General features: G+C 47.3%; 14 protein-coding genes. 3 read left to right on the top strand and 11 right to left on the bottom strand.

Features of this window, described 5'->3' with window-relative positions; genetic code table 11:
- A complete protein-coding gene (preA, locus tag NSS87_RS29430) occupies nucleotides 1-1,290 on the bottom strand; it encodes an NAD-dependent dihydropyrimidine dehydrogenase subunit PreA (protein ID WP_339243886.1) in 1,290 nt (429 codons plus the stop codon).
- A gap of 45 nt (nucleotides 1,291-1,335) precedes the next feature.
- Entirely contained in the window at nucleotides 1,336-2,727 is a 1,392-nt protein-coding gene (locus NSS87_RS29435; protein WP_339243887.1) for an NAD(P)-dependent oxidoreductase, read from the bottom strand.
- Between the two features lie 317 nt (nucleotides 2,728-3,044).
- Between NSS87_RS29435 and NSS87_RS29440 the strand changes: the two genes are divergently transcribed.
- Nucleotides 3,045-4,733: a PucR family transcriptional regulator ligand-binding domain-containing protein gene (locus NSS87_RS29440; protein WP_339243889.1), complete on the top strand. Its 1,689-nt coding sequence runs from the start codon at nucleotides 3,045-3,047 to the stop codon at nucleotides 4,731-4,733.
- Here the strand turns inward: NSS87_RS29440 and NSS87_RS29445 are convergent.
- From NSS87_RS29445 to NSS87_RS29470, 6 genes are all read right to left on the bottom strand, one after another.
- On the bottom strand, nucleotides 4,708-6,066 hold the full coding sequence (locus tag NSS87_RS29445; RefSeq protein ID WP_339243891.1) for an aspartate aminotransferase family protein: 1,359 nt from the start codon (nucleotides 6,064-6,066) through the stop codon (nucleotides 4,708-4,710). The genes NSS87_RS29440 and NSS87_RS29445 overlap by 26 nt on opposite strands.
- Before the next feature lie 31 nt (nucleotides 6,067-6,097).
- The gene (locus NSS87_RS29450; RefSeq protein WP_339243893.1) at nucleotides 6,098-7,561 is read right to left on the bottom strand and encodes a CoA-acylating methylmalonate-semialdehyde dehydrogenase; all 1,464 of its coding nucleotides are present in this window, start codon (nucleotides 7,559-7,561) and stop codon (nucleotides 6,098-6,100) included.
- 104 nt (nucleotides 7,562-7,665) lie between these two features.
- On the bottom strand, nucleotides 7,666-8,754 hold the full coding sequence (locus tag NSS87_RS29455; RefSeq protein WP_339243894.1) for an ABC transporter substrate-binding protein: 1,089 nt from the start codon (nucleotides 8,752-8,754) through the stop codon (nucleotides 7,666-7,668).
- A 142-nt stretch (nucleotides 8,755-8,896) separates the two neighbouring features.
- A complete protein-coding gene (locus NSS87_RS29460) occupies nucleotides 8,897-9,814 on the bottom strand; it encodes an ABC transporter permease (protein WP_339243896.1) in 918 nt (305 codons plus the stop codon).
- The gene (locus NSS87_RS29465; protein ID WP_042192667.1) at nucleotides 9,814-10,626 is read right to left on the bottom strand and encodes an ABC transporter permease; all 813 of its coding nucleotides are present in this window, start codon (nucleotides 10,624-10,626) and stop codon (nucleotides 9,814-9,816) included. Before NSS87_RS29465 ends, NSS87_RS29460 begins: the two co-directional genes overlap by 1 nt.
- Nucleotides 10,627-10,628: 2 nt before the next feature.
- Nucleotides 10,629-11,411 (bottom strand): ABC transporter ATP-binding protein, encoded by a 783-nt coding sequence (locus NSS87_RS29470; protein WP_076284892.1) that lies wholly within the window; start codon nucleotides 11,409-11,411, stop codon nucleotides 10,629-10,631.
- Nucleotides 11,412-11,702: 291 nt separating this feature from the next.
- Between NSS87_RS29470 and NSS87_RS29475 the strand changes: the two genes are divergently transcribed.
- On the top strand, nucleotides 11,703-13,295 hold the full coding sequence (locus NSS87_RS29475; protein ID WP_076297963.1) for a histidine kinase N-terminal 7TM domain-containing protein: 1,593 nt from the start codon (nucleotides 11,703-11,705) through the stop codon (nucleotides 13,293-13,295).
- Nucleotides 13,296-13,433: 138 nt separating this feature from the next.
- Nucleotides 13,434-14,906, top strand: coding sequence for an alpha-amylase (locus NSS87_RS29480; protein WP_339248695.1), 1,473 nt, complete (start codon nucleotides 13,434-13,436; stop codon nucleotides 14,904-14,906).
- A 548-nt stretch (nucleotides 14,907-15,454) separates the two neighbouring features.
- Here the strand turns inward: NSS87_RS29480 and mprF are convergent.
- The 3 genes from mprF to NSS87_RS29495 all read right to left on the bottom strand — a co-directional run bounded on the left by mprF (nucleotide 15,455) and on the right by NSS87_RS29495 (nucleotide 20,083).
- Entirely contained in the window at nucleotides 15,455-18,106 is a 2,652-nt protein-coding gene (gene mprF, locus NSS87_RS29485; RefSeq protein WP_339243899.1) for a bifunctional lysylphosphatidylglycerol flippase/synthetase MprF, read from the bottom strand.
- Between the two features lie 282 nt (nucleotides 18,107-18,388).
- Nucleotides 18,389-18,739: a FlxA-like family protein gene (locus NSS87_RS29490; RefSeq protein ID WP_042192675.1), complete on the bottom strand. Its 351-nt coding sequence runs from the start codon at nucleotides 18,737-18,739 to the stop codon at nucleotides 18,389-18,391.
- 111 nt (nucleotides 18,740-18,850) lie between these two features.
- The gene (locus NSS87_RS29495; protein WP_076284895.1) at nucleotides 18,851-20,083 is read right to left on the bottom strand and encodes a multidrug effflux MFS transporter; all 1,233 of its coding nucleotides are present in this window, start codon (nucleotides 20,081-20,083) and stop codon (nucleotides 18,851-18,853) included.
- Nucleotides 20,084-20,147: the final 64 nt, after the last annotated feature.

Here is a 20,147-nt window from a genome sequence, read left to right on the forward strand (position 1 = left end):
TTATACCACCTCCACTTCCGAATAGGAGCCATTCAAGCTACTGATCACCTTCTGCCTTTCATTCCAGGTCAGAGGGGCTGCCCCGGTGTCCACTGGAACCATATCGATCGCGCCGTCTGCTGGACAGACAATTGAACAAAGATTACAACCTACACAATCTTCCTCGCGGACCTGTAGAATAGCTTTCCCATCTGCATTAGTTAACATATCAATACACTGATGTGAAGCATCTTCGCAGGCAATATGGCATTTATTACAGTTAATGCAGTTGTTCTCATTAATACGTGCAACGACCTTATAGTTGAGATCCAGATCACCCCAGTTGGAGTAACGGGATACCGATTTACCGATTAACTCTGTTACGGAAGCCAAACCTTTGTCATCCAAATAGTTGTTCAGGCCATCGATCATTTCCTCCACAATCCGGAAGCCATGATGCATGACCGCTGTACATACTTGAATGCCCGTAGCACCCATCAGCATGAATTCAACAACATCCTGCCAGGTCGAAATCCCTCCAATACCGGAGATAGGAATGCCTACTCCCCGGTCACGGGCACACTCGGCCACCATACTAAGCGCAATTGGTTTCACGGCCGGCCCGCAGTAACCGCCATGCGCACCCTGCCCCCCAACATTCGGAATTGTGTTCCAGCTATGAATATCTACACCAGCAAGACTGTTGATCGTGTTGATCATACTAATCGCGTCCGCTCCACCCTTAACCGCATGGCGGGCAACGACGGTGATATCCGTAATATTAGGCGTCAGCTTCACAATCACCGGGGTCGTTGCAACTTCTTTTACCCAGGTGGTCTGTGCCTGCACCAGATCAGGCTGCTGCCCCGAAGCAGCGCCCATTCCACGCTCAGCCATTCCGTGCGGACAGCCAAAGTTAAGCTCCAGACCGTCTACACCCACATCCTCTACCCGCTTAACAATCTCATGCCATTTATGCTGCGTTGGTTCTACCATCAGGGAGGCTATAATCGCATGATTCGGAAATCTTTTCTTCGTTTCATAAATTTCCTTCAGATTAACTTCAAGCGGACGGTCGGTGATCAGTTCAATATTGTTAAAGCCCGCAACCCGTTGCCCATTGAAATTTACTGCCGCAAAACGCGATGAGGTATTAATGATCGGATCACCGAGCGTCTTCCACACCGCACCACCCCAACCTGCTTCAAAGGCCCGCTGCACTTGATAACCTGTATTCGTAGGCGGCGCGGAGGCCAGCCAGAACGGATTCGGCGATTGAATTCCTGCGAGATTAATACTTAAATCTGCCATTGATGTTCCCTCCCTGTCATGTAAAATCCAATTTGATTTCTACGCTCAGCCCGCAGATCTAACAACGACCTCCTGCTGGCCTGAGAATTGTTTAACAATCGCATGGGCCGCATCTTTTCCCTGCTGTGCCGCGGATACAACCATGGCCTCGCCTTTGCCTGAACCAAATATGATATCGCCTGCGGCATAAATTTGCGGATCGGAGGTTTGACAGGTGGCTTCATCCACCTTTACAACCCCACGGTCATGCACAAGGCCTAAGGAATCTATTAGATCTAGGCGACGCTTTTGACCTATAGCTATTACAACTGCATCTACAGGAATCAAGAACTCCGAACCCTCTATTGGCATAGGCACTGGACGTCCATCCTTGCCCAGCTCCTCTGTCAGCTTCATCTGCACACATTCCAGTGCGGTTACATTTCCAAGCTCATCCCCCACGATACGTTTCGGTAAGGTAAGCCAGCTGAACTCCACACCTTCTTGCTTCGCAAATTCATATTCAAAATCGTAAGCCGTTATCTCTTCGCGGGTCCGGCGGTAGAGCATTTTCACATTGGTGGCTCCCAGTCGCACTGAGCAAGTCGCTGCATCAATAGCCGTATTCCCTGCACCAATGACAGCGACCCGCTGACCCATCAGCTCTAGCAAAGGAATGCCAGTCTTAGTTGATTCTACGAGTGCAATGGCGTCGTATACGCCAGCCAATTTTTCACCTTCAATCCCTATCGGAGGCACATAACCCATACCCGCTGCCAAAACGATGGCATCATAGTTCGACTTCAGCTCATCTACAGAAACATCTACTCCGACTTTTACACCTGTACGTATTTCCACACCCAGCTTCTCTATTTGCTCCACTTCCCAAAGAGATACAGACTGCGGAAGCCGAAACGACACAATCCCATGTGTATCCAGACCACCAGCTAAATCCTTCGCTTCGTAGATCACGACAGCAAAACCTTCACGGGCGAGCTCCCTAGCCGCTGACAATCCCGCAGGACCACCACCGATTACAGCTACCTTTTTCCCATTAGGAATGCCTGCCTTAAATAATTGAACTCCGCTGTTCATCGCCCAATCTGTCGCATAACGCTGCAGCAGTCCGATTTGGATCGGCGCCGAGGCATTATTTAACACACAGGCTCCTTCACACAGCTCATCTGTAGGACAAACACGAGCACAGCTGGCACCCACTGGATTGGAATCCATAATCGTCTGTGCCGAGCCTCTCAAATTGTCAGTAGCGATCCGTTTGATAAAGGAGGGAATATTAATGCTGGTCGGACATGCTTTTATACATGGGGCATCGTAGCAATATAGACAGCGATTGGACTCATCCATCGCACCCTTATGGGTCAAAGGCGGCTCAGCCTCGGCAAAGTTACGCATGAACATATCTGGTGTAAATGCTGTTAACGGAAAAGAATGCTCCATCACTAGTCCCTCCTTATGGGTACTTTTTCAATTTAATGTTATATAACATAACATTATTTCGGTTTGTTTCTGAAAATTTTGCTTACATCCTTGAATTATTGTAGTAATATAAGCACTAACAGAAATTATTTCTCAATATTCTTCCTGATTAAGTTATATATACTCACATCCGTTAATCAAACTATAGTCATTTCGAATTTTCGTTGCATTAGACACTTTGTCTAATTTCAAAACTGTATTTTTTACGTGTGAGAATAGGCTGAGAATAACAGGACGTTAACAGTGGGCATAGCACAGAAGAGCGAGGGGGAGTAACTATGGACTGGGAGCTTGTATTAACCATTCGTGACGCTTTAAAAAGACCACTATTCGCAGAAGCCGAGGTGTTCGGCGGGAAAAGCGGCCTAAGCCGTGCCATTCGTTGGGTGCATGTGCTGGAAAGTGCCAACTTCGAGACTCTGATTCATGGCGAAGAAATGATTTTGACTACGGGGATTGGTGCAAGTGTCGATCTCCCTTCCTCCTTGGAGTTTATGCAGAACCTGATCGACAAAAATGCAGCTTGCCTATGCATTGAGTTAGGCACGTATTTCAGCACTATCCCGCAAGAGATGATCGACTTAGCTAACGCAAATGATTTCCCGCTGATTATCTTCACCCGCACGGTTCGCTTCGTCGATATCACCCTAGACCTCCATTCCATCATCATCAATCGGCATCACCGGATGCTGCAAGAACTCGAAAGCATCTCTCGTGAATTCCACCGTCTGACCTTAACCTCACAAGTAACGGTGAAGGTACTGCAATTATTATGTAAAAGCACCCGCACACAAATCGTCTATATGCAGCTGCAAGGCAAACCCTTATTTTTCCCGGCACTTCCGCCCGATGAGCAAACTCCCCTGCTGAATTTCTTCACCACCTTCGGTGACGAGATGGAAGGCATTCAACCAGACATCGCTCCTTACACCCGAGAATATGGACAAAAGACGATTGCAATCAAGCCTGTAGGCGCGTTGGATCAGACCTGGGCTTATATCCTGATGGTCTGCAATCATAAGCCACAGGAATTTGATTGCCTGCTGCTGGATTCCGCCTCGTTGTCCATTGCTCAAGAGCTGCTGCGTACCCGATATATGGAGGAGCGTAAGCTTTTTTCAGAAAATCTATGGGTCGATGAGCTGATCAATGGTCGTATAGAGGATGACAATCGCTTAAAAGGCTTGATCGGTTCCAATTTCAACATGGTCAACGAACTCCCTTACCGTGTATGCCTTATCGAAATCAAGAACCCTAGAGACGTAAAATGGAACAGCTCAGAGAACGAATGGGAATCAATCACCTTCCACCTTTCGCTCATCTTGCGTTCCATTTTCGAAAAATATTCCCTACGTCCGCTGATCACACTCAAGAACAATCGCCTCACCGTCATCGCTCTCGACATCCAATCGAAAATGCCTGGAAAAATGCGGCTTCAGCAAGCACTAGAGGCCCTGCAGAACATCCGCTCTGATGAGAAGCTCAAGGATTTGCAGCTCGTCATTGGAGTCAGCAAATCGCATAAGCGCCTAAAACAGGCCTATTCCGGTTATCAAGAAGCTTTGCAAGCTTTGTCTCTATACTCTTGTTATCAGAAGTCACTGCTCTTCTATGAAGAGCTGGGTGTATTCCAGTTGCTGTTGAGCTTGAATGACGGAAAAACGTTGCAGAACTTCATTCGCAGTTATCTCGGCCCGCTAATCGACCACGACCAAACCAAAGGCAGCGAGCTGCTGCTTACCCTTCGTGTTTATCTGGATCATGATGGTTCCAAACAAATTGCCGCTCGAAACTTATTCATTGTCAGACAGTCCCTTTATTATCGCCTGGACAAAATAACAGAGCTACTGGGTGAAGACTTCATGCAGCCAGAGAATCGGATCTCCATTCAAGTCGCCCTGCGCGCTTACCAATTTCTATATCCAGACAAAATCACTTTGCCTAGTCCCCGTTCAGCACAGATTTAAAGGTATCGATAATAAATTCTATATCTTCATCCGTGGAGGATAACGGCGGGGCGAGGGTAAGCACATTGTTGAACCCAGCTACGGTATCGCCATTTTTACCGATGATAAGCCCCTTGGACTTACATTCGGCAATAATCCCTTTCACAATATTCAGATCAACCGGCTTCTTACTGACCTTGTCTTCAACCAGCTCAACCCCTGTCACCAAACCAAAGCTGCGGACATCACCCACAAGCTTGTGATCCAGTAACTCGGTGAATGCAGTGTTCAGTCTTTTGCCCAAAAGCTCTGCACGCTCCACCAGCTTCTCCTGCTCGATAATTTCCAGATTGCTTAACGCTAGTGCACACGAAGCCGGATTGCCACCAAAAGTATTCACATGGCGAAAATGACTATAATCATCACTATTATCCTTGAACGCTTCATAGATATCCTTACGAACAGCAGTGGCAGATAAGGGAAGATAAGCACTGGTCAACCCCTTAGCCATTGTCACGATGTCAGGCTTCACATTATAGTTGTGATGTCCAAACTTACGTCCAGAACGTCCGAATCCACAAATCACCTCATCCATTATGAGCAACACACCGTGTTTACGGCAGATTTCCTGCACCCGATCCAAATAAACCTGATGCGGTACAATGACCCCACCACCCGTAATTACAGGCTCCATAATCACCGCAGCTACCGTCTCCACGCCTTCCCAGATGATCATATCCTCTATGAACTGTGCACACTGGAGGTTGAATTCTTCTACAGTCATCCCGGCCGGGCGGCGATAGCTGTCCGGGGGAGCCACATGCAGAAAACCACCCGCCAACGGTTCATATTTATATTTGCGCTGGGCCTGGCCTGTTGCAGATAATGCCCCAAGTGAACTGCCATGGTACCCACGATAACGGGCAATGAATTTATGGCGATAATGCTGGCCGATTTGCTGCTGGTACTGGCGGGCCATTTTGAAAGCAGCCTCATTGGCTTCCGATCCACTATTGGAAAAGAAGATCACGTACTCGTCTCCGAGCCATTCATTCAGCTTCTCCGCCAGCGCAATCGCCGGGAGATGACTTTGTGTCAGAGGAAAATATGGCAGGGTCAGCAATTGATTGTAAGCAGCTTCCGCCAGCTCCTTGCGCCCGTATCCCACATTTACACACCACAAGCCAGACATCCCATCCAAAAATCGATTGCCCTGTATATCCGTAATCCACGACCCACTCGCCGAGGCGGCAATCATAGGCGGATTCTTTTCACTATAAGGTGTAATGTTGTGCCATAAATATTTCCGATCCTTGTTTACCGCAAGCTCACTATCGTTCCCCAGACTCTGCATAACATTTTCTCCTCTCAGTAGCTCATCTTCTCTAATAACGGGCAGTAATCATCTTTTTACGCGTATAGAACTCCACCCCATCACGCCCATTGGCATGCAGATCTCCATAGAATGATTTCTTATAACCTGAGAAGGGGAAAAAGGCCATGGGCGCAGGCACACCCAGATTCACACCCAACATCCCTGCATCAATCTCTTCCCGGAACTCGCGGATCGCCTTTGCGCTATCTGTATAAATGCACGCCCCATTCGCGAATGGGGACTGATTCGTTACCGCAATCGCTTCACTTAAACTCTTCACACGGATCACAGACAACACCGGTGCAAAAATCTCATCCTTCCAGAGGGTCATTCCCGGCTGTACATGATCAAATATCGTCGGTCCGATAAAATAACCCACACCGCCCGCAGCAGCGTCCTTCCGCCCATCTCTCACTAACTCGGCTTGTTCAGCTTCACCAGTCTCAATGTAATAAAGAGTCCGATCCTTATTCGACTGGCGAATTACTGGACCCAAAAACACCCCGTCATCAGCACCATTACCAATCTTAAGCTCATCTGCAGCCGCAGCCAGACGACTCACTAGCTCGTCAGCAATATCCTCATGAACCACTACAACCGAGCAAGCCATACACCGCTCACCCGCTGAGCCAAACGCAGCGGCAATTATATTCTTCACCGCATTATCCAGCTCCGCATCAGGTAACACAATCGAGTGATTCTTAGCGCCTGCCAATGCCTGAACCCGCTTCCCCTGCGCCGTCCCCGCCTTATATACATATTCCGCAACCGGCTGCGAACCGACGAACGAAATCGCCTTCACTTCATCATGCTCCAGCAGCCCGTTCACCACCTCATGAGCTCCATGAACCACATTCAGCACACCTGGTGGAAAGCCCGCTTCAGCAAATAATTCAGCTAACCGATTGACTAGCAGAGGCGTACGCTCAGAAGGCTTCAGCACAAAGGTATTCCCGCAAGCAATGGCGAGCGGAAACATCCAGCAAGGAACCATCATCGGAAAATTAAACGGGGCAATCCCCCCGATAACCCCCAATGGATAGCGGTACATCCCGGATTCAATTCCGGTAGCAATATCCGGAAGCTGGCTGCCCATCATCAACGTGGGGATGCCTGCGGCAAATTCCACACACTCAATTCCACGCTGCACCTCACCTTGCGCCTCTTCCAGACTTTTGCCATTCTCCAGCGTAATCAGCAGGGCCAGCTCATGCCAATGCTTTACCAGCAGCTGTTGATATTGAAAAAAGTAGCGGGCGCGACGCGGCACAGCGACCCTTTTCCACGCTTGAAATGCCACAGCAGCCGCCTCTACCGCCGCACTCAGCTCTTCCTTACTGGAAATGGGCACATAAGCAATCACTTCACCCGTCGCCGGATTATATACCTCTTCATCTCGCCCGGACGACGATTCTACCCAAGCTCCATTCACATAATTCTTAACTCTTTCAGCCTGCGTTACTAGGAGAGACATAGCTCGCACCTCTTTCTCTGTTTCAGATGCACTGATGGACTGCTGATTATAATAGATGACCGCCAGATCAGGCGGCCATCCACTATAACATTAAGCTCAGTTGGTTATTTTGCTGCCATTTCTACGATTTCGTTCGTATAAGCCTCATCTACCTTAGCAGGCTCTTTAATAACACCGAACTTTTGCGAAATATCAGCCGTTTGCTGGAACGCCGCTGCATCGGTATACCCCATCTTCGCACTATCAAAGCCCTCAGGCAGAATCAGCTTGGCAACCTCGGTCATCATCGTCAATTGATGCTCCTTAGTAGTACTGCCGTCTTCTGCTTGCTTCATTACACTATCCACCGCAGCTGCAGGATCAGCAATTGCAGCTTTCCAGCCCTTCAGGGAGGCACGTACAAACTTTGCCGCAGTCTCCTTGTTCTCCGCAAGCCATTCCTTATTAGCGAACAGATTATCCTCTAGCATCGCTACGCCTTCTGTATTCATATCGATGACATTCAGATCCTCAGCCTTAACGCCTGACTCCAGCACTACTTGGTACTCGTTGTAAGTCATCGCTGAGGCCGCATCGATCTGATCGCCCAAGAACTGATCCATCGTGAACCCTTGCTTCGTAAAGCTTAGATCCTTATTCGGATCGAACTTATATTTATCGAATAACGCTAATAGTTCAAATTCGTTGCCACCCATCCAGTTGCCGACTTTTTTACCCTTAAGATCAGCGGCTGAGTTAATGCCCGCCGATTTTTTGGAGACCAGGACCAATCCGCTCTTTTGATAGATTTGCGCGATCTGCACGAGTGGCATTCCCTGCTCAAGACTTGGAAGCAAGCTTGCTACCCAGCCAACACCGATATCTGCGGAGCCCCCAGCCACTTGCTGTTCCGGAACAATATCCGGACCTCCCGGCAAAATCTCTACATTCAATCCTTCTTCCTTGTAATATCCTTTATCCTGCGCCACAAAATATCCAGCAAATTGTGCCTGCGGCACCCATTTTAATTGCAGCTTCACTGTAACTGGTTCAGCCGTAGCACTTGCCTCAGGAGCTGTAGAAGCTTCAGGGGCAGTCGTAGCTTCGGCTGCCGACTTATTATTGTTGCCCCCGCAACCCGCCATTAAAGAAACACTTAACATCATCACGATCGCCAACAAACCACCACGAAATTTGTGTTTTTTCCCGTTCATCAATCGAACTCCCCCTATTGTAATTTTGTTTGTAACAAGCAGCACAGTATGGACAATCATCGTGGTGCGTTGTATGCATACAGCCGTGGGCGGTTTCTCTTTTCCCTTCCCACTAGGACCGGATGTAATGATGTTATAGAGCTCATTTACGTTGCGAAGGATGCCACTTGATGAATACTTTCTCAAGCCGCTCAACCACTAAATAGAAAAGCACGCCGGCAATTGCGGCCAGAACGATACAGGACCAGCCCAGTGGCATTTTGGCAACTTTAATGGAATTGGAGAGCAGGTACCCAAGCCCTTTTGAGGAAAAGAAGAATTCGCCGACAATCGCCCCAATCATACTGGCCGTTGCGTTGATCTTCAGTGCTGTAAATACATAGGGTAAGCTATTGCGAATCCGCAGATAACGAAACACTGCCGGTTTACCTGCCGCATAGGAATGCATCAGATCCAGCGCCAATGGATCGATCGCCGCCATGCCTTTATAGGCATTGATCGCCATCGCAGCCATTGTAGTTGCCGTTACTATGGCAATCCGCGAGCCTATCCCATCTCCGAACCACAGATTCATAATGGGCGCGAGGGCGACGATGGGCACAGCATTTAGAGCGGCAACCAGCGTCAAGCTTCCACTCCCCCAGCGCGGCCAAGCTGTCGCGGCTAAAGCGATCAGGAAGCCGATAGCAGAACCAACCAACATTCCCAGCACAGCCTCAGTAAGGGTGTATCCGGTATAGGATAGCAACATGCTGAAATTATCCCTCATGGTCGTGGCAATTGCTGTGGGCAACGGGAGTTGATACTTTTTCAGATCAAAGATCTTATGAAAGAATTGAAATTCCCATAGTGCAAGAAATAACAGACCTGCCAGTACAGGCAGCAACACCCCTGTGCTAAATATCCTCTTCAGCATTCGTGAGCCGCCTCGACTCGCCCTACCTTCCGCAGGTTTCGGAACGGCTACAGCATTCTTCTGCGTAGTCGTTAATACCGGCTGGGCCACCTCTTTACTAGTAGATCCTATAAATGAAGCCTCCCGAACGGAGTTGGTTTCCATTAGCGGCTACCTCCTTTCGGTCGAAATTCAGGCTGCCACGGCGCCACCAAACGTTCTATCAGACTGATCAACCAGTAACTTACAATCCCCAACAAAGCGCCGACAATCACCGTAGACCAGAACATATAGGTATGGGAGCTGCCATAGTAGAGATTACGCAGCATGATTACGCCAATCCCGTGCTGCGCACCCATGAGCTCTACCAGGATAGCACCAGTCACTGCGAGCGGAGCAGCAATCTTAAGCCCTCCGAACAAACCCGGCAGGGCCGCTGGAAATCTGAGTTTCCAATAGACTGCCCACGGCTTCGCTGCGTAAGAATGCATTAATTCCAGCGCGGAAGGATCTACACTTCGCAAGCCACGCAGCATATTGAGAGCCACTGGGAAGAATGTAATATAACCCGAAATAATAATCCGTGAAGTCTGCTCATCTCTCACAATCCCATAAATGATCGGCGCCAGCCCCAGGATCGGAATCATCTGCGAGGCGATAGCGTAAGGAAAAGTTAACCGTTCTATCGTCTTCGACAAGCTCATTAGCACCGCCAGCGAAGCACCAGCCACCGCACCAATCAGGAAGCCAACACCAGCATTGCCAAAGGTGGCAGCCCCCTCCTTCAGAAGCGTGCCACTATACTTCCACAGCGTGGATAGCACCTCATGAACGTAGGGCAACTTGGACTGAGCTAACGGTGTCTCCACTACATGGAGCAGCATCCAGGAGGTTCCTTCCCAAACTAGCAGCAAACCAAATATCCAGACAAACAACGGCAGCAGGCGACCCCGTACAAAGATACTGCCCCCTTTCATCCCTACACCCCTTCAAAGCTGTCGCGAATACTTGCGATCAGTTCGAAAAACTCTGGGCTGTTTCTCATTTCCGCCGTTCGCGGACGTGGCAGAGGAATTTCAACCACAGCGGACAAGCGACCTGGATGCGGGGAAAGGACAAACACCCGGTCAGAGAGGAATATCGATTCAGGAATACTATGTGTTACGAAGACAATCGTGTTCTGCACCTTGCTCCAGACAGATAACAGCTCTTCGTTCAGACGCTCACGTGTAAACTCATCCAGTGCAGAGAACGGTTCATCCATCAGTAAAATTTCCGGCTCCATCGATAGCGCTCTGGCAATCGCTACTCTTTGCTGCATCCCCCCACTAAGCTGCCAAGGGTATTTATCCGCGAAGCTCTGCAAGCCTACTAGATCAAGAAGCTCCAGCGCCCTCTCTTCACGGATCGACTTTTTGACTCCCATCAGTTCTAGCGGCAATGTGATGTTATGCTTCACCTTCCGCCAGTCATACAGCACAGGACTTTGAAAAACAATGCCATATTTCTGCGCCAGCCTTGCCTCTTTAGCACTTTTTCCAGCGACTACAATGTTCCCGCCCGTTGGCGCGATGAGATCGGCCATCAGTCTCAAAAGCGTTGTTTTGCCACATCCTGAAGGTCCGAGCAGTGAGACGAACTCCCCCTTTGCAATATCAAGACTCACCTGATGCAGTGCAAGCACTTCCGCAGCTTCTGCCCTATAGCGCATTTCAACATTTTCCAGCTGAATTTCAGGAATATTTGTCGCGAGTAATGACATCCTCAGCCCCCCTTATTAAAATAAGCTATGCAATTAATGTTAATTAATCTTAATTAATCTGACTCATTAGAGAGTGTGTCGAGTTAAAATCTTCTGTTGTGTAGTATTAACTAACATGTTACACGCTGCTCACTGGACTCTCATTAGACAATTAGTAAAATAGCTCCCGCTAAATCACGTCATTTTGTCTAGGGGACATTTATTTGAGTTTCAAATGAAGTGATTTTTAAATATTTGTAGATTTGTGGTAATATTTATCCATATCTTTCCTCAGTAGGAGACAATAGACCCATGGGATCTGTAATTTCGAATTATATTGTTATTGTGGCTATATCTGGTGTCCTGAGCGTTTTACTAGCCCTTTTCGCCTACTATAAAAAAACGGATTTCTTAGGAATTAGAGCCTTTGTTATAAGCTCCTTCACTTCCGCGATTTATACCTTCGGCTTCGCACTAGAGCTGTCGGGCAAAACACTGGAGGAAATGAGTTTTTGGATTAAAGTAGAGTACCTGGGGATGCCTTTTATAGCGCCCGCCAGCCTTATTATGGTGATGCATTTCGTAGGGCTGGAGAGTCTAATTAAAAAGGGCATGCGGGCAGCGCTGTATATAATACCGTTCATCACAACACTGATGGTGTGGACCAATGATTACCACCACCTCTTCTATAAATCCATTTATTTGCGAGACAATACGCCCTCCCCACTCGTTGATGTAGTGATGGGACCTTGGTATATCGTTCACGGCAGCTTTACTTTTGGCTGTCTACTGGCAGCTATCTGCCTTATGTTATGGCAGTGGAACCGGATGAAACGGGTATACCGGAGACAAATCGTTACCATTCTAATTGGACTAAGCCTTCCAACGTTAGGCTCTTTTTTATATTTAATGGGCCTGACTCCCTACGGGATGGATCCCGTTCCCATCATTATGAGTATCACTTCCACCCTATATATCTGGGCTATCCTATCAAGAGGTATGCTAACAGCTGCGCCTATCGCCCGTGAGAATCTGTTCGAAAGCATGCGAGATGGGGTGCTTGTCACCGATCGTTCGGACATGCTCGTCGATTACAATCGCGCAGCCGCGGATATGATAGAAGGACTTAATTCCTCGGCGATTGGTAAACCGCTGGCTCAACTGTTTCTTAATGCCGGCAAAGATGCCTTGTCCTATGTTATGGATACAGAGCCACTGCTACGCGAAGAACGGGAAGTTGCTTGGATCAAAGGAGACGAGATTTGTTACTACCAAATTCGGTCCTCTCCCGTACAGAAACAAGGGGGATACTTAGCAGGACAAATGATCATGCTGATTGACGTAACTGAACGAATACTGCTTCAAGATAAGCTGCGTCAATTGGCTACGATGGATAGTCTGACGGGGATTTATAACCGTACCTATTTTTTGGAGCTGAGCCGAGGGCTTCTTGTTCAGGCCGCGAGCAATCGGAGTTCACTATCGATTATTTTGCTGGATGTAGACTTCTTCAAAAGCATTAATGATCGATTCGGACATCAATATGGAGATCAAGCCCTTCAGCACATTGTCGAGGTATGCAACAGACATATCCGGGAGGGTGACATCTTCGGACGTTATGGCGGTGAGGAATTTGTGATCTGTTTGCCAGATACGTCGCTGAAGCAAGCCGCACAACTCTGTGAAACTATCCGCGCAGATATTGAACAAAGTGTCTTATATACGCTCATCGGGTCCATTAACGTGACTGCCAGCTTCGGAGTAGTAGAAGCCCTAAGTCCTAAAGCCACTCTAGAAGAGCTACTGTCAGAGGCTGACCATGCTCTGTACAGTTCCAAACGAAACGGACGCAATGCTGTCCACCTCTCCCAGAGATCAGAAATTACACTTTTCAAGCCTATATAAATCGCATCTTTGTCCCTCCCAGCGCATTCATCAGCCTGCCTTATTTTTCATAGTCTGTTTTTACGTTTAATAAGAGTTATCTGAAAATCTAATCAGAGTGTAGAAAAAATTCGCTTTATGGATATGGAGGCGCAAGAAATAATGAGGAACCATACAATGATGCAATTTTTTGAATGGCATGTCGCTGCGGATGGGAAACACTGGGATCGCCTAAAAGAAACAGCTTCCGCACTAAAAGCCGTAGGCATTGATTCTGTTTGGGTACCTCCTGTGACAAAGGCCGTCTCCGCCGACGATACAGGCTATGGCGTGTATGATCTATACGATCTGGGCGAATATGACCAAAAAGGTACGGTACGCACCAAATATGGCACCAAACAAGCACTGATTGAAGCCATTTCGGAATGTCAAAAAAACGGCATTGCCGTGTACGTTGATTTGGTCATGAATCACAAGGCAGGAGCGGATGAAAAGGAAGTCTTCCAGGTGATCGAGGTCGACCCTAATGACCGGATGAAAGAAATTTCCAAGCCTTTCGAGATTGAGGGCTGGACGAAATTCACCTTCCCCGGCCGCGGTGATGAACACTCTTCCTTTAAATGGAATCACAATCATTTTAACGGCACTGACTTTGACGCCAAATCAGGGCGAACAGGTGTATTCCGTATCACAGGCGAGAATAAAACATGGAACCAGAATGTTGACGACGAGTTCGGCAACTACGATTATCTAATGTTCGCAAATATTGATTACAGTCATCCAGAAGTCAAAAAGGAAATGATCCAATGGGGAAAATGGCTGGTGGACACGCTCCACTGCAGCGGCTTTCGCTTAGATGCCATCAAGCATATCAACCATGAGTTTGTGAAACAATTCGCGGTAGAAATGTTTAATAAATGTGAGAAGGATTTCTATATCGTGGGTGAGTTCTGGAATTCGGATTTAGAATCCTGCCGACAATTTCTAAATACCGTCGACTATAAGATCGATCTCTTCGATGTCTCCCTTCACTACAAGCTGCATTCAGCTTCCTTGGGGGGTAGAAACTTTGATTTAACCAAAATCCTCGACGACACACTGGTGCAGACCCATCCTACCAATGCTGTAACATTCGTGGACAATCATGATTCTCAACCCCATGAAGCTCTGGAATCTTGGGTAGATGATTGGTTTAAGCAAAGTGCTTATGCACTTATCCTACTGCGACGCGACGGATATCCTGTGGTCTTTTATGGAGATTATTATGGGATCGAGGGACCTACACCTGTCGCAGGCAAAAAAGAGGCGATTGACCCGCTGCTATATACCCGCTATCACAAAGCCTATGGTGAGCAGAAGGATTATTTCGATCATCCCAACACGATTGGCTGGACACGACTCGGCGTGAAAGACATCGAACGCTCCGGCTGTGCGGTTGTGATTAGTAACGGTGAGAACGGTCAGAAAAGAATGTTCGTAGGGGAACAACGCGCGGGTGAAGCATGGGTAGATTTCACTCATAATCACAAGGCGACTATAACGATTGAAAAAGATGGCTGGGCGACCTTCCCGGTCAACGGTGGCAGCGTATCTGTCTGGGCTCTGCCTGATGAAAAAGCCGACGAAAAATAAAGGTTGTGTTACTCAAAATAGATGAGGCTGCTCTCGAAAGTAGTGAATGCTGCTTACGGGGCAGCTTCATCTATTTTATGAAATAGTCCAAGTAAAGATCTCACTTAACCATTAAACCTTTTCAGATTGGGTAATGATGGCAGACGATGATGAGAATATGCAGCGGGGATGTGCGGTAGACGTTTTTGCGGTGGGCAGAGTGGATTTAACACTAATTAGGGAAAAGCTCCCTAAAAATATTCGATATTCGCTTATAATCAACGAAATTAGGGAATTCCTCCCTAATAATTAGGGTAATGCCTTGATTTCCCACCAAATCAGATGAATTTTAGGGATATTTTTCCTAATTATAAATCTAATGACCAGTAATCTTAGAATTTCAGGGAAAAATTCCCTAATTGTTGTATTGATGTTTCACTCAAACCATCATTTGAAACTTCAATTAACCTTCAACGCAAAAAAGGGTCGTACCCAAGTAGCTAAAACTACTTTGAGACGGTCCCCTTTTCCTTAGCTCCAATGTACGCAGACTTCGCGTTCATCTCCCTCTATTCCTCCGCCTTAGGATGGCGGGATACCAACCTCACCAGATCCAGCGTCAAGATCGGCAACGCTATGGAAGCCGGATAAGCCAAGTAACGTGGTTCCCACTCCGGACTGAACTTTTCTTTATACCGGCGCAATCCGACAAAGCCGTACCAATGCCCCCCTCTTTTAAATACGAGATGAGCCAGCTTCTCCTCTTTCAAGGCACCCACATTCTCACCTACACTGGACAGCGGAGCATTACCTAGATTAAATCGATGATATCCCTTAGATTTCGCCCATTCTAGCAAACGGACAAATAAATAATCCATCGTTCCGTTCGGTACATTCTTTCGATGGCGCATTAAATCAATCGATAGGGTCATGCCCTGATCATACCCGTATGCAATAGATGCAAATGCCAGGATCGTCCCTTTGGCATTCCGAAGCAGCACGATCGGAGCCAGTTGCAGATAGGCTTCATTAAACCAGCCCAACGAATACCCTTTTTCGGTACGCCCATTCAACCATTCGTTCGAAACGGATCGCAGCTCTCGTAGCAAATCTTCAGCGTGCGGTGCTTCTACAACTTCGAAGGCATAGCCTTCCCGTTCAAAACGGTTGCATACGCTTCGCAAATCACTGTTCTTTTTGCCACTGAGCGTAAAGGTATCGAGCGTTACTAATGCCTCTTCCCCCAGCTTAAAAAATCGATATCCCTGCTCATGATAGATCGATAAGAAATCAGGTGTGGCCTGATAAAAAACTACGACCAGACCGTACTTATCTGCAGCTTGTCTAAATTCACTGATTGCCTCATTCATGAGACTTCTCTCTCCCAATGGATCACCAAGGACTACGAGCTTATCCCTAACCCTAGCGAAAGCGAGCAACACCTTGCCTTCTTGCGCCCAGAAGAAGCTTTTATCACCCAAAAACAACATATGAGTTAAGGCATTGCCTTGAACTTCACTTAGGAAGTTTTTCAGCCTTGCCATATCAAAATTTCCGAATAACTCCTCCGGTTTACGATGGGGTCTAAGGGTGATCAGCAAAGTAAGAATGATCCAAGAGAAAGCTAGTCCCCCTACGGCTGTAAAAGCAACATGACTATGCCGCTGTAGCCACTCTGGCTCTACACCGGGCGGGAGATGCTTCAGAAATCCACGATGGACATGGCTGCCCAATAGATAATAGCTTAGGGCAATTACTGAAGTAAGCGCAAGCCACCAAATCGTACTCTGTCTGCTTACGGGAGCACTGATCCGGTAGAACCGAGATCTGGAGATCCACAGAATGAGTGCAACGAGGAGCAGAAACAGCGCCTCTTCATAATCAAAGCCTTTAGCCACCGCAAACACAGACCCGGAAAATAATAAAATGCTGGTCCAGATGTACGCGCTACGAACCCGTAATGTAATGCCTCTCGACAACAAAATGAGCATAAAGCCAATAAGTACAGATAAATGATGTGAGAGCTGCATGATCGAGAATGACAATATTTCCTCTGTAATCTTCAGTCTGTACAACAATCCGGGCGTAGCTGTTGATAGTAAGAGAATAAGCCCGCTAGCTAGTACAAGCTTGCCTAGAGCCCACACACCAAGATCGCTCAGAAAGGTATACTGACCCGGCCAACCCCAAATCCTCTGCCAAATGTTAAGAGCCGGTTCGAACCCTGGAGCTGAACGATCTTGTCCCTTTTTTCCCTGCAGACCAAATTCCAGTGCCGCCAGCACCAATCCGATCAGCCATGGAATGAGATAATAGAACAATCTAAAAATAACAAGCACTGCCATGGCCTGATCACTTTTAAATCCAAGCTGCGTAAGACCCAGCAATGCAATAAGATCAAAAGCACCGATACCACCAGGCGCCATACTCAAGATGCCTGCGATGGCAGCAATCGTAAAGATGCCGAATATGACTGGAAAGTGTACCTCGTGCAAAAGATGACTACTGATTGTCCAAAACGTTACGCCAGCAAAACTCCATTCCAGAAAGGAGGCACCCACAGAGGAAACTACTGTAAGCCAGGGTGTTCTGCCTTGTCCCCGATTAATCCACTTTGCATAAAGAGCAGAGCGCTGTACAAACACAAAAAACGGCAAATAAAGCGCCATCCCCCATACCGCAAATACTAACCAATGATGCTCTTCCAGCAATGCCGTTGCCGGGAGTAAACCAAAAATATTTGCCCAAGAAAGTAAAGATAACCCGGTAATCATGAGTGGTGATAAAAATACGATTGCCGGCGTTAGGACGGAAGTTGACACTCCGCTTTTTTTGTACATCAACGTCCTTAAACCCACTCCAGCCAGACCTGCAAAACCAATTAAATTATTAAATGTATTAGCTATCCAAGCATAACGGAAGGTGTCCCACAGCCCTACTTTTAAACGAAAATGTGCTCGTATCAAATAATCATAAGCACTCATTACAGCTACTGCGAGAAGTGCAAATCCGATCATTTGCAAAACGGCAGATGTAGGCACTCTTCTTAGCTCACGCATAATAAGTCCTAAATGAACCTGCTTCAGCTCATGCTGCCCCTCCCAATACACCAGCGCTATGATAGCTACTGGAAAGAGAGCTCTCACCGCCCGAATCCGATAGATGGATAAGAACAGCCTTACAATTTTGAATCTTTCTAATGTTTGTTGTTTTGATTGCATTAGGCCACCTACCCTTACCGCCGACACACGTTGTGCTAGACAATTTTTACAACCATTTCATTATAACAATTATTGGAATAAAAAACCCATGATAATCAACACCTACTACATTAGACTGCCAGCACAGCCCTAATCCCTGCAATAGTTAAAGAATGTTAATGAAATTCTATTTAGCTAAAGAACATTGAGACTGTAGTTTACACATAAAATTGCACAACAAAAAGGACATCCCTCACGGCAAAGGATGTCCTCTCTGTTATGTAGCACGGGTTTAACTAGCGTTTATACTCGAATATCAAATCTGCCTTTACTATCCGTTGTTGCGGTAGCTATCTCTTGCGGACTTGCTGCAGCAAGCGTATTGTTCGCAGGTTTGGCAGGTGCCTCTACAACACTGCTAGCGGAGGAAGCACTGCTCTGAGACTTCTGTGAGATTTGTGCCTCGATAGTCTTAATCTGTTGCTCAATTTGCTTCGTTTTCGTTTCCTTGGTCTTGTCATCGTCTGAGCTGGCATTAATCTTGTCCAGTTCTGCTTCCAGTTTCGCTTTTTGTTTCTCAAGCGTACTGGTATCTGTAGTGCTAGATGTCGAGGTAGTATACGATGTGGAACCTGAGACTGCCGATATACTCATGGTTATCCCTCCCTTCCTTACCTCCAATATAATCCTTTTGCAAGTAAGGAACGTTAAGACCCGCTGAAAGTTTGCTGAAAGTACTACTTGCCAGGTTACAATGATAGACTGCTAGGAGCTTGCTTTTCCTCGTCTAACAAGCAGCACATAAGATAGAATCGAGAGAATTCCTGTACATGCCATCACAATCGCCATCGGAAGTGCAGACTCAACGCCCCCAAGACCCACAAGTGGCGCTACACAGCTACCCAGCAATAGGGGGATTAATCCGATTAATGCCGAGGCACTGCCTGCAGTTTCACCTTGATCTTGCATCGCCAGTGAGAAGCTGGTCGCTCCGACAATCCCTACACTGGAGACAACCGCAAATAGACAGATCAGAATAGGGATCAGTCCTCCTCCTACCAGAACCGTCAGCAGTAGCAAGATGCCCCCCATCGTACATAGCAATAGTCCACTAAGTAACAACTTAGTCTCACTTACCTTTCCAGCAAGTCTACCGGCTATTTGGCCAGTAATAATAATCCCGATCCCATTCACTGCAAAGATCAGACTATAAACTTGCGGGGTAACCGCAAAAATATTTTGCAATACAAAAGAAGAACCTGAGATATACGCGAACATTGATGCCGTAACGAAACCTTGAGACAAGGCATAACCCATAAACTTACGATTGCCCAGCAATACCCGGAAGGTAAGCAGTGTACCCTTCAGTCCACTCTTAGAGCGTCGCTCCTTCGGCAGCGTTTCCGGCAAGCGCAATAGAATAGTTAAACAAAAAATAATTCCGGCAGCAAATAATACGAGGAATATCCCTTGCCATGTAGTCACCCTTAACAGCTGGCCCCCAATAACTGGAGCTAATATCGGTCCGAGACCATTCACAATCATCAATAGTGAGAAGAACTTCGTGAGTTCAGAGCCACTATATAAATCACGAACAGCCGCTCTAGAGACAACCACCCCCACTGAACCAGCAAGACCTTGAATAAACCGCAAAACGATCAGCAGTCCAATCGAAGGACTAAAAGCACATAGCACTGAGGAAACGGCGTAGATGAACATACCTATAAGCAGCGGGCGACGGCGGCCATATACATCACTCAGAGGTCCAGCGACCAACTGACCTGAAGCAAGCCCCAGCAAAAAGAAGGTCAGACTAAGCTGCACTAAAGCAGCGGTCGTACCGAAATCCGCGACAAGCGTAGGCAGTGCCGGCAAATACATATCAATCGACAACGGGCCGATTGTTGTAATGGAGCCGAGAATCACAGCCAGCTGTAATCTCTGCTTCCGTGAGGGTCCATCTGCGGCAAGCTTATTACCATTTTGAATTCCAATCATAATCCTTACTTCAACCTTTCTAAAGCAACCCTTGGGCCTTTTTTTGTATTCTTCATACTAACGT

It is taken from the genome of Paenibacillus sp. FSL F4-0243, from assembly GCF_037963295.1.
GTDB lineage: Bacteria > Bacillota > Bacilli > Paenibacillales > Paenibacillaceae > Paenibacillus_AQ.

What these genes read in the sequence shown, in the direction of transcription:
- NSS87_RS29440 (WP_339243889.1), top strand. Translation starts at nt 3,045, where the DNA reads ATGGACTGGGAGCTTGTATTAACCATTCGTGACGCTTTAAAAAGACCA.
- NSS87_RS29450 (WP_339243893.1), bottom strand. Translation starts at nt 7,561, where the DNA reads ATGTCTCTCCTAGTAACGCAGGCTGAAAGAGTTAAGAATTATGTGAAT.
- mprF (WP_339243899.1), bottom strand. Translation starts at nt 18,106, where the DNA reads ATGCAATCAAAACAACAAACATTAGAAAGATTCAAAATTGTAAGGCTG.
- NSS87_RS29455 (WP_339243894.1), bottom strand. Translation starts at nt 8,754, where the DNA reads ATGAACGGGAAAAAACACAAATTTCGTGGTGGTTTGTTGGCGATCGTG.
- preA (WP_339243886.1), bottom strand. Translation starts at nt 1,290, where the DNA reads ATGGCAGATTTAAGTATTAATCTCGCAGGAATTCAATCGCCGAATCCG.
- NSS87_RS29475 (WP_076297963.1), top strand. Translation starts at nt 11,703, where the DNA reads ATGGGATCTGTAATTTCGAATTATATTGTTATTGTGGCTATATCTGGT.
- NSS87_RS29495 (WP_076284895.1), bottom strand. Translation starts at nt 20,083, where the DNA reads ATGATTGGAATTCAAAATGGTAATAAGCTTGCCGCAGATGGACCCTCA.
- NSS87_RS29470 (WP_076284892.1), bottom strand. Translation starts at nt 11,411, where the DNA reads ATGTCATTACTCGCGACAAATATTCCTGAAATTCAGCTGGAAAATGTT.
- NSS87_RS29460 (WP_339243896.1), bottom strand. Translation starts at nt 9,814, where the DNA reads ATGGAAACCAACTCCGTTCGGGAGGCTTCATTTATAGGATCTACTAGT.
- NSS87_RS29490 (WP_042192675.1), bottom strand. Translation starts at nt 18,739, where the DNA reads ATGAGTATATCGGCAGTCTCAGGTTCCACATCGTATACTACCTCGACA.
- NSS87_RS29435 (WP_339243887.1), bottom strand. Translation starts at nt 2,727, where the DNA reads ATGGAGCATTCTTTTCCGTTAACAGCATTTACACCAGATATGTTCATG.
- NSS87_RS29465 (WP_042192667.1), bottom strand. Translation starts at nt 10,626, where the DNA reads ATGAAAGGGGGCAGTATCTTTGTACGGGGTCGCCTGCTGCCGTTGTTT.
- NSS87_RS29445 (WP_339243891.1), bottom strand. Translation starts at nt 6,066, where the DNA reads ATGCAGAGTCTGGGGAACGATAGTGAGCTTGCGGTAAACAAGGATCGG.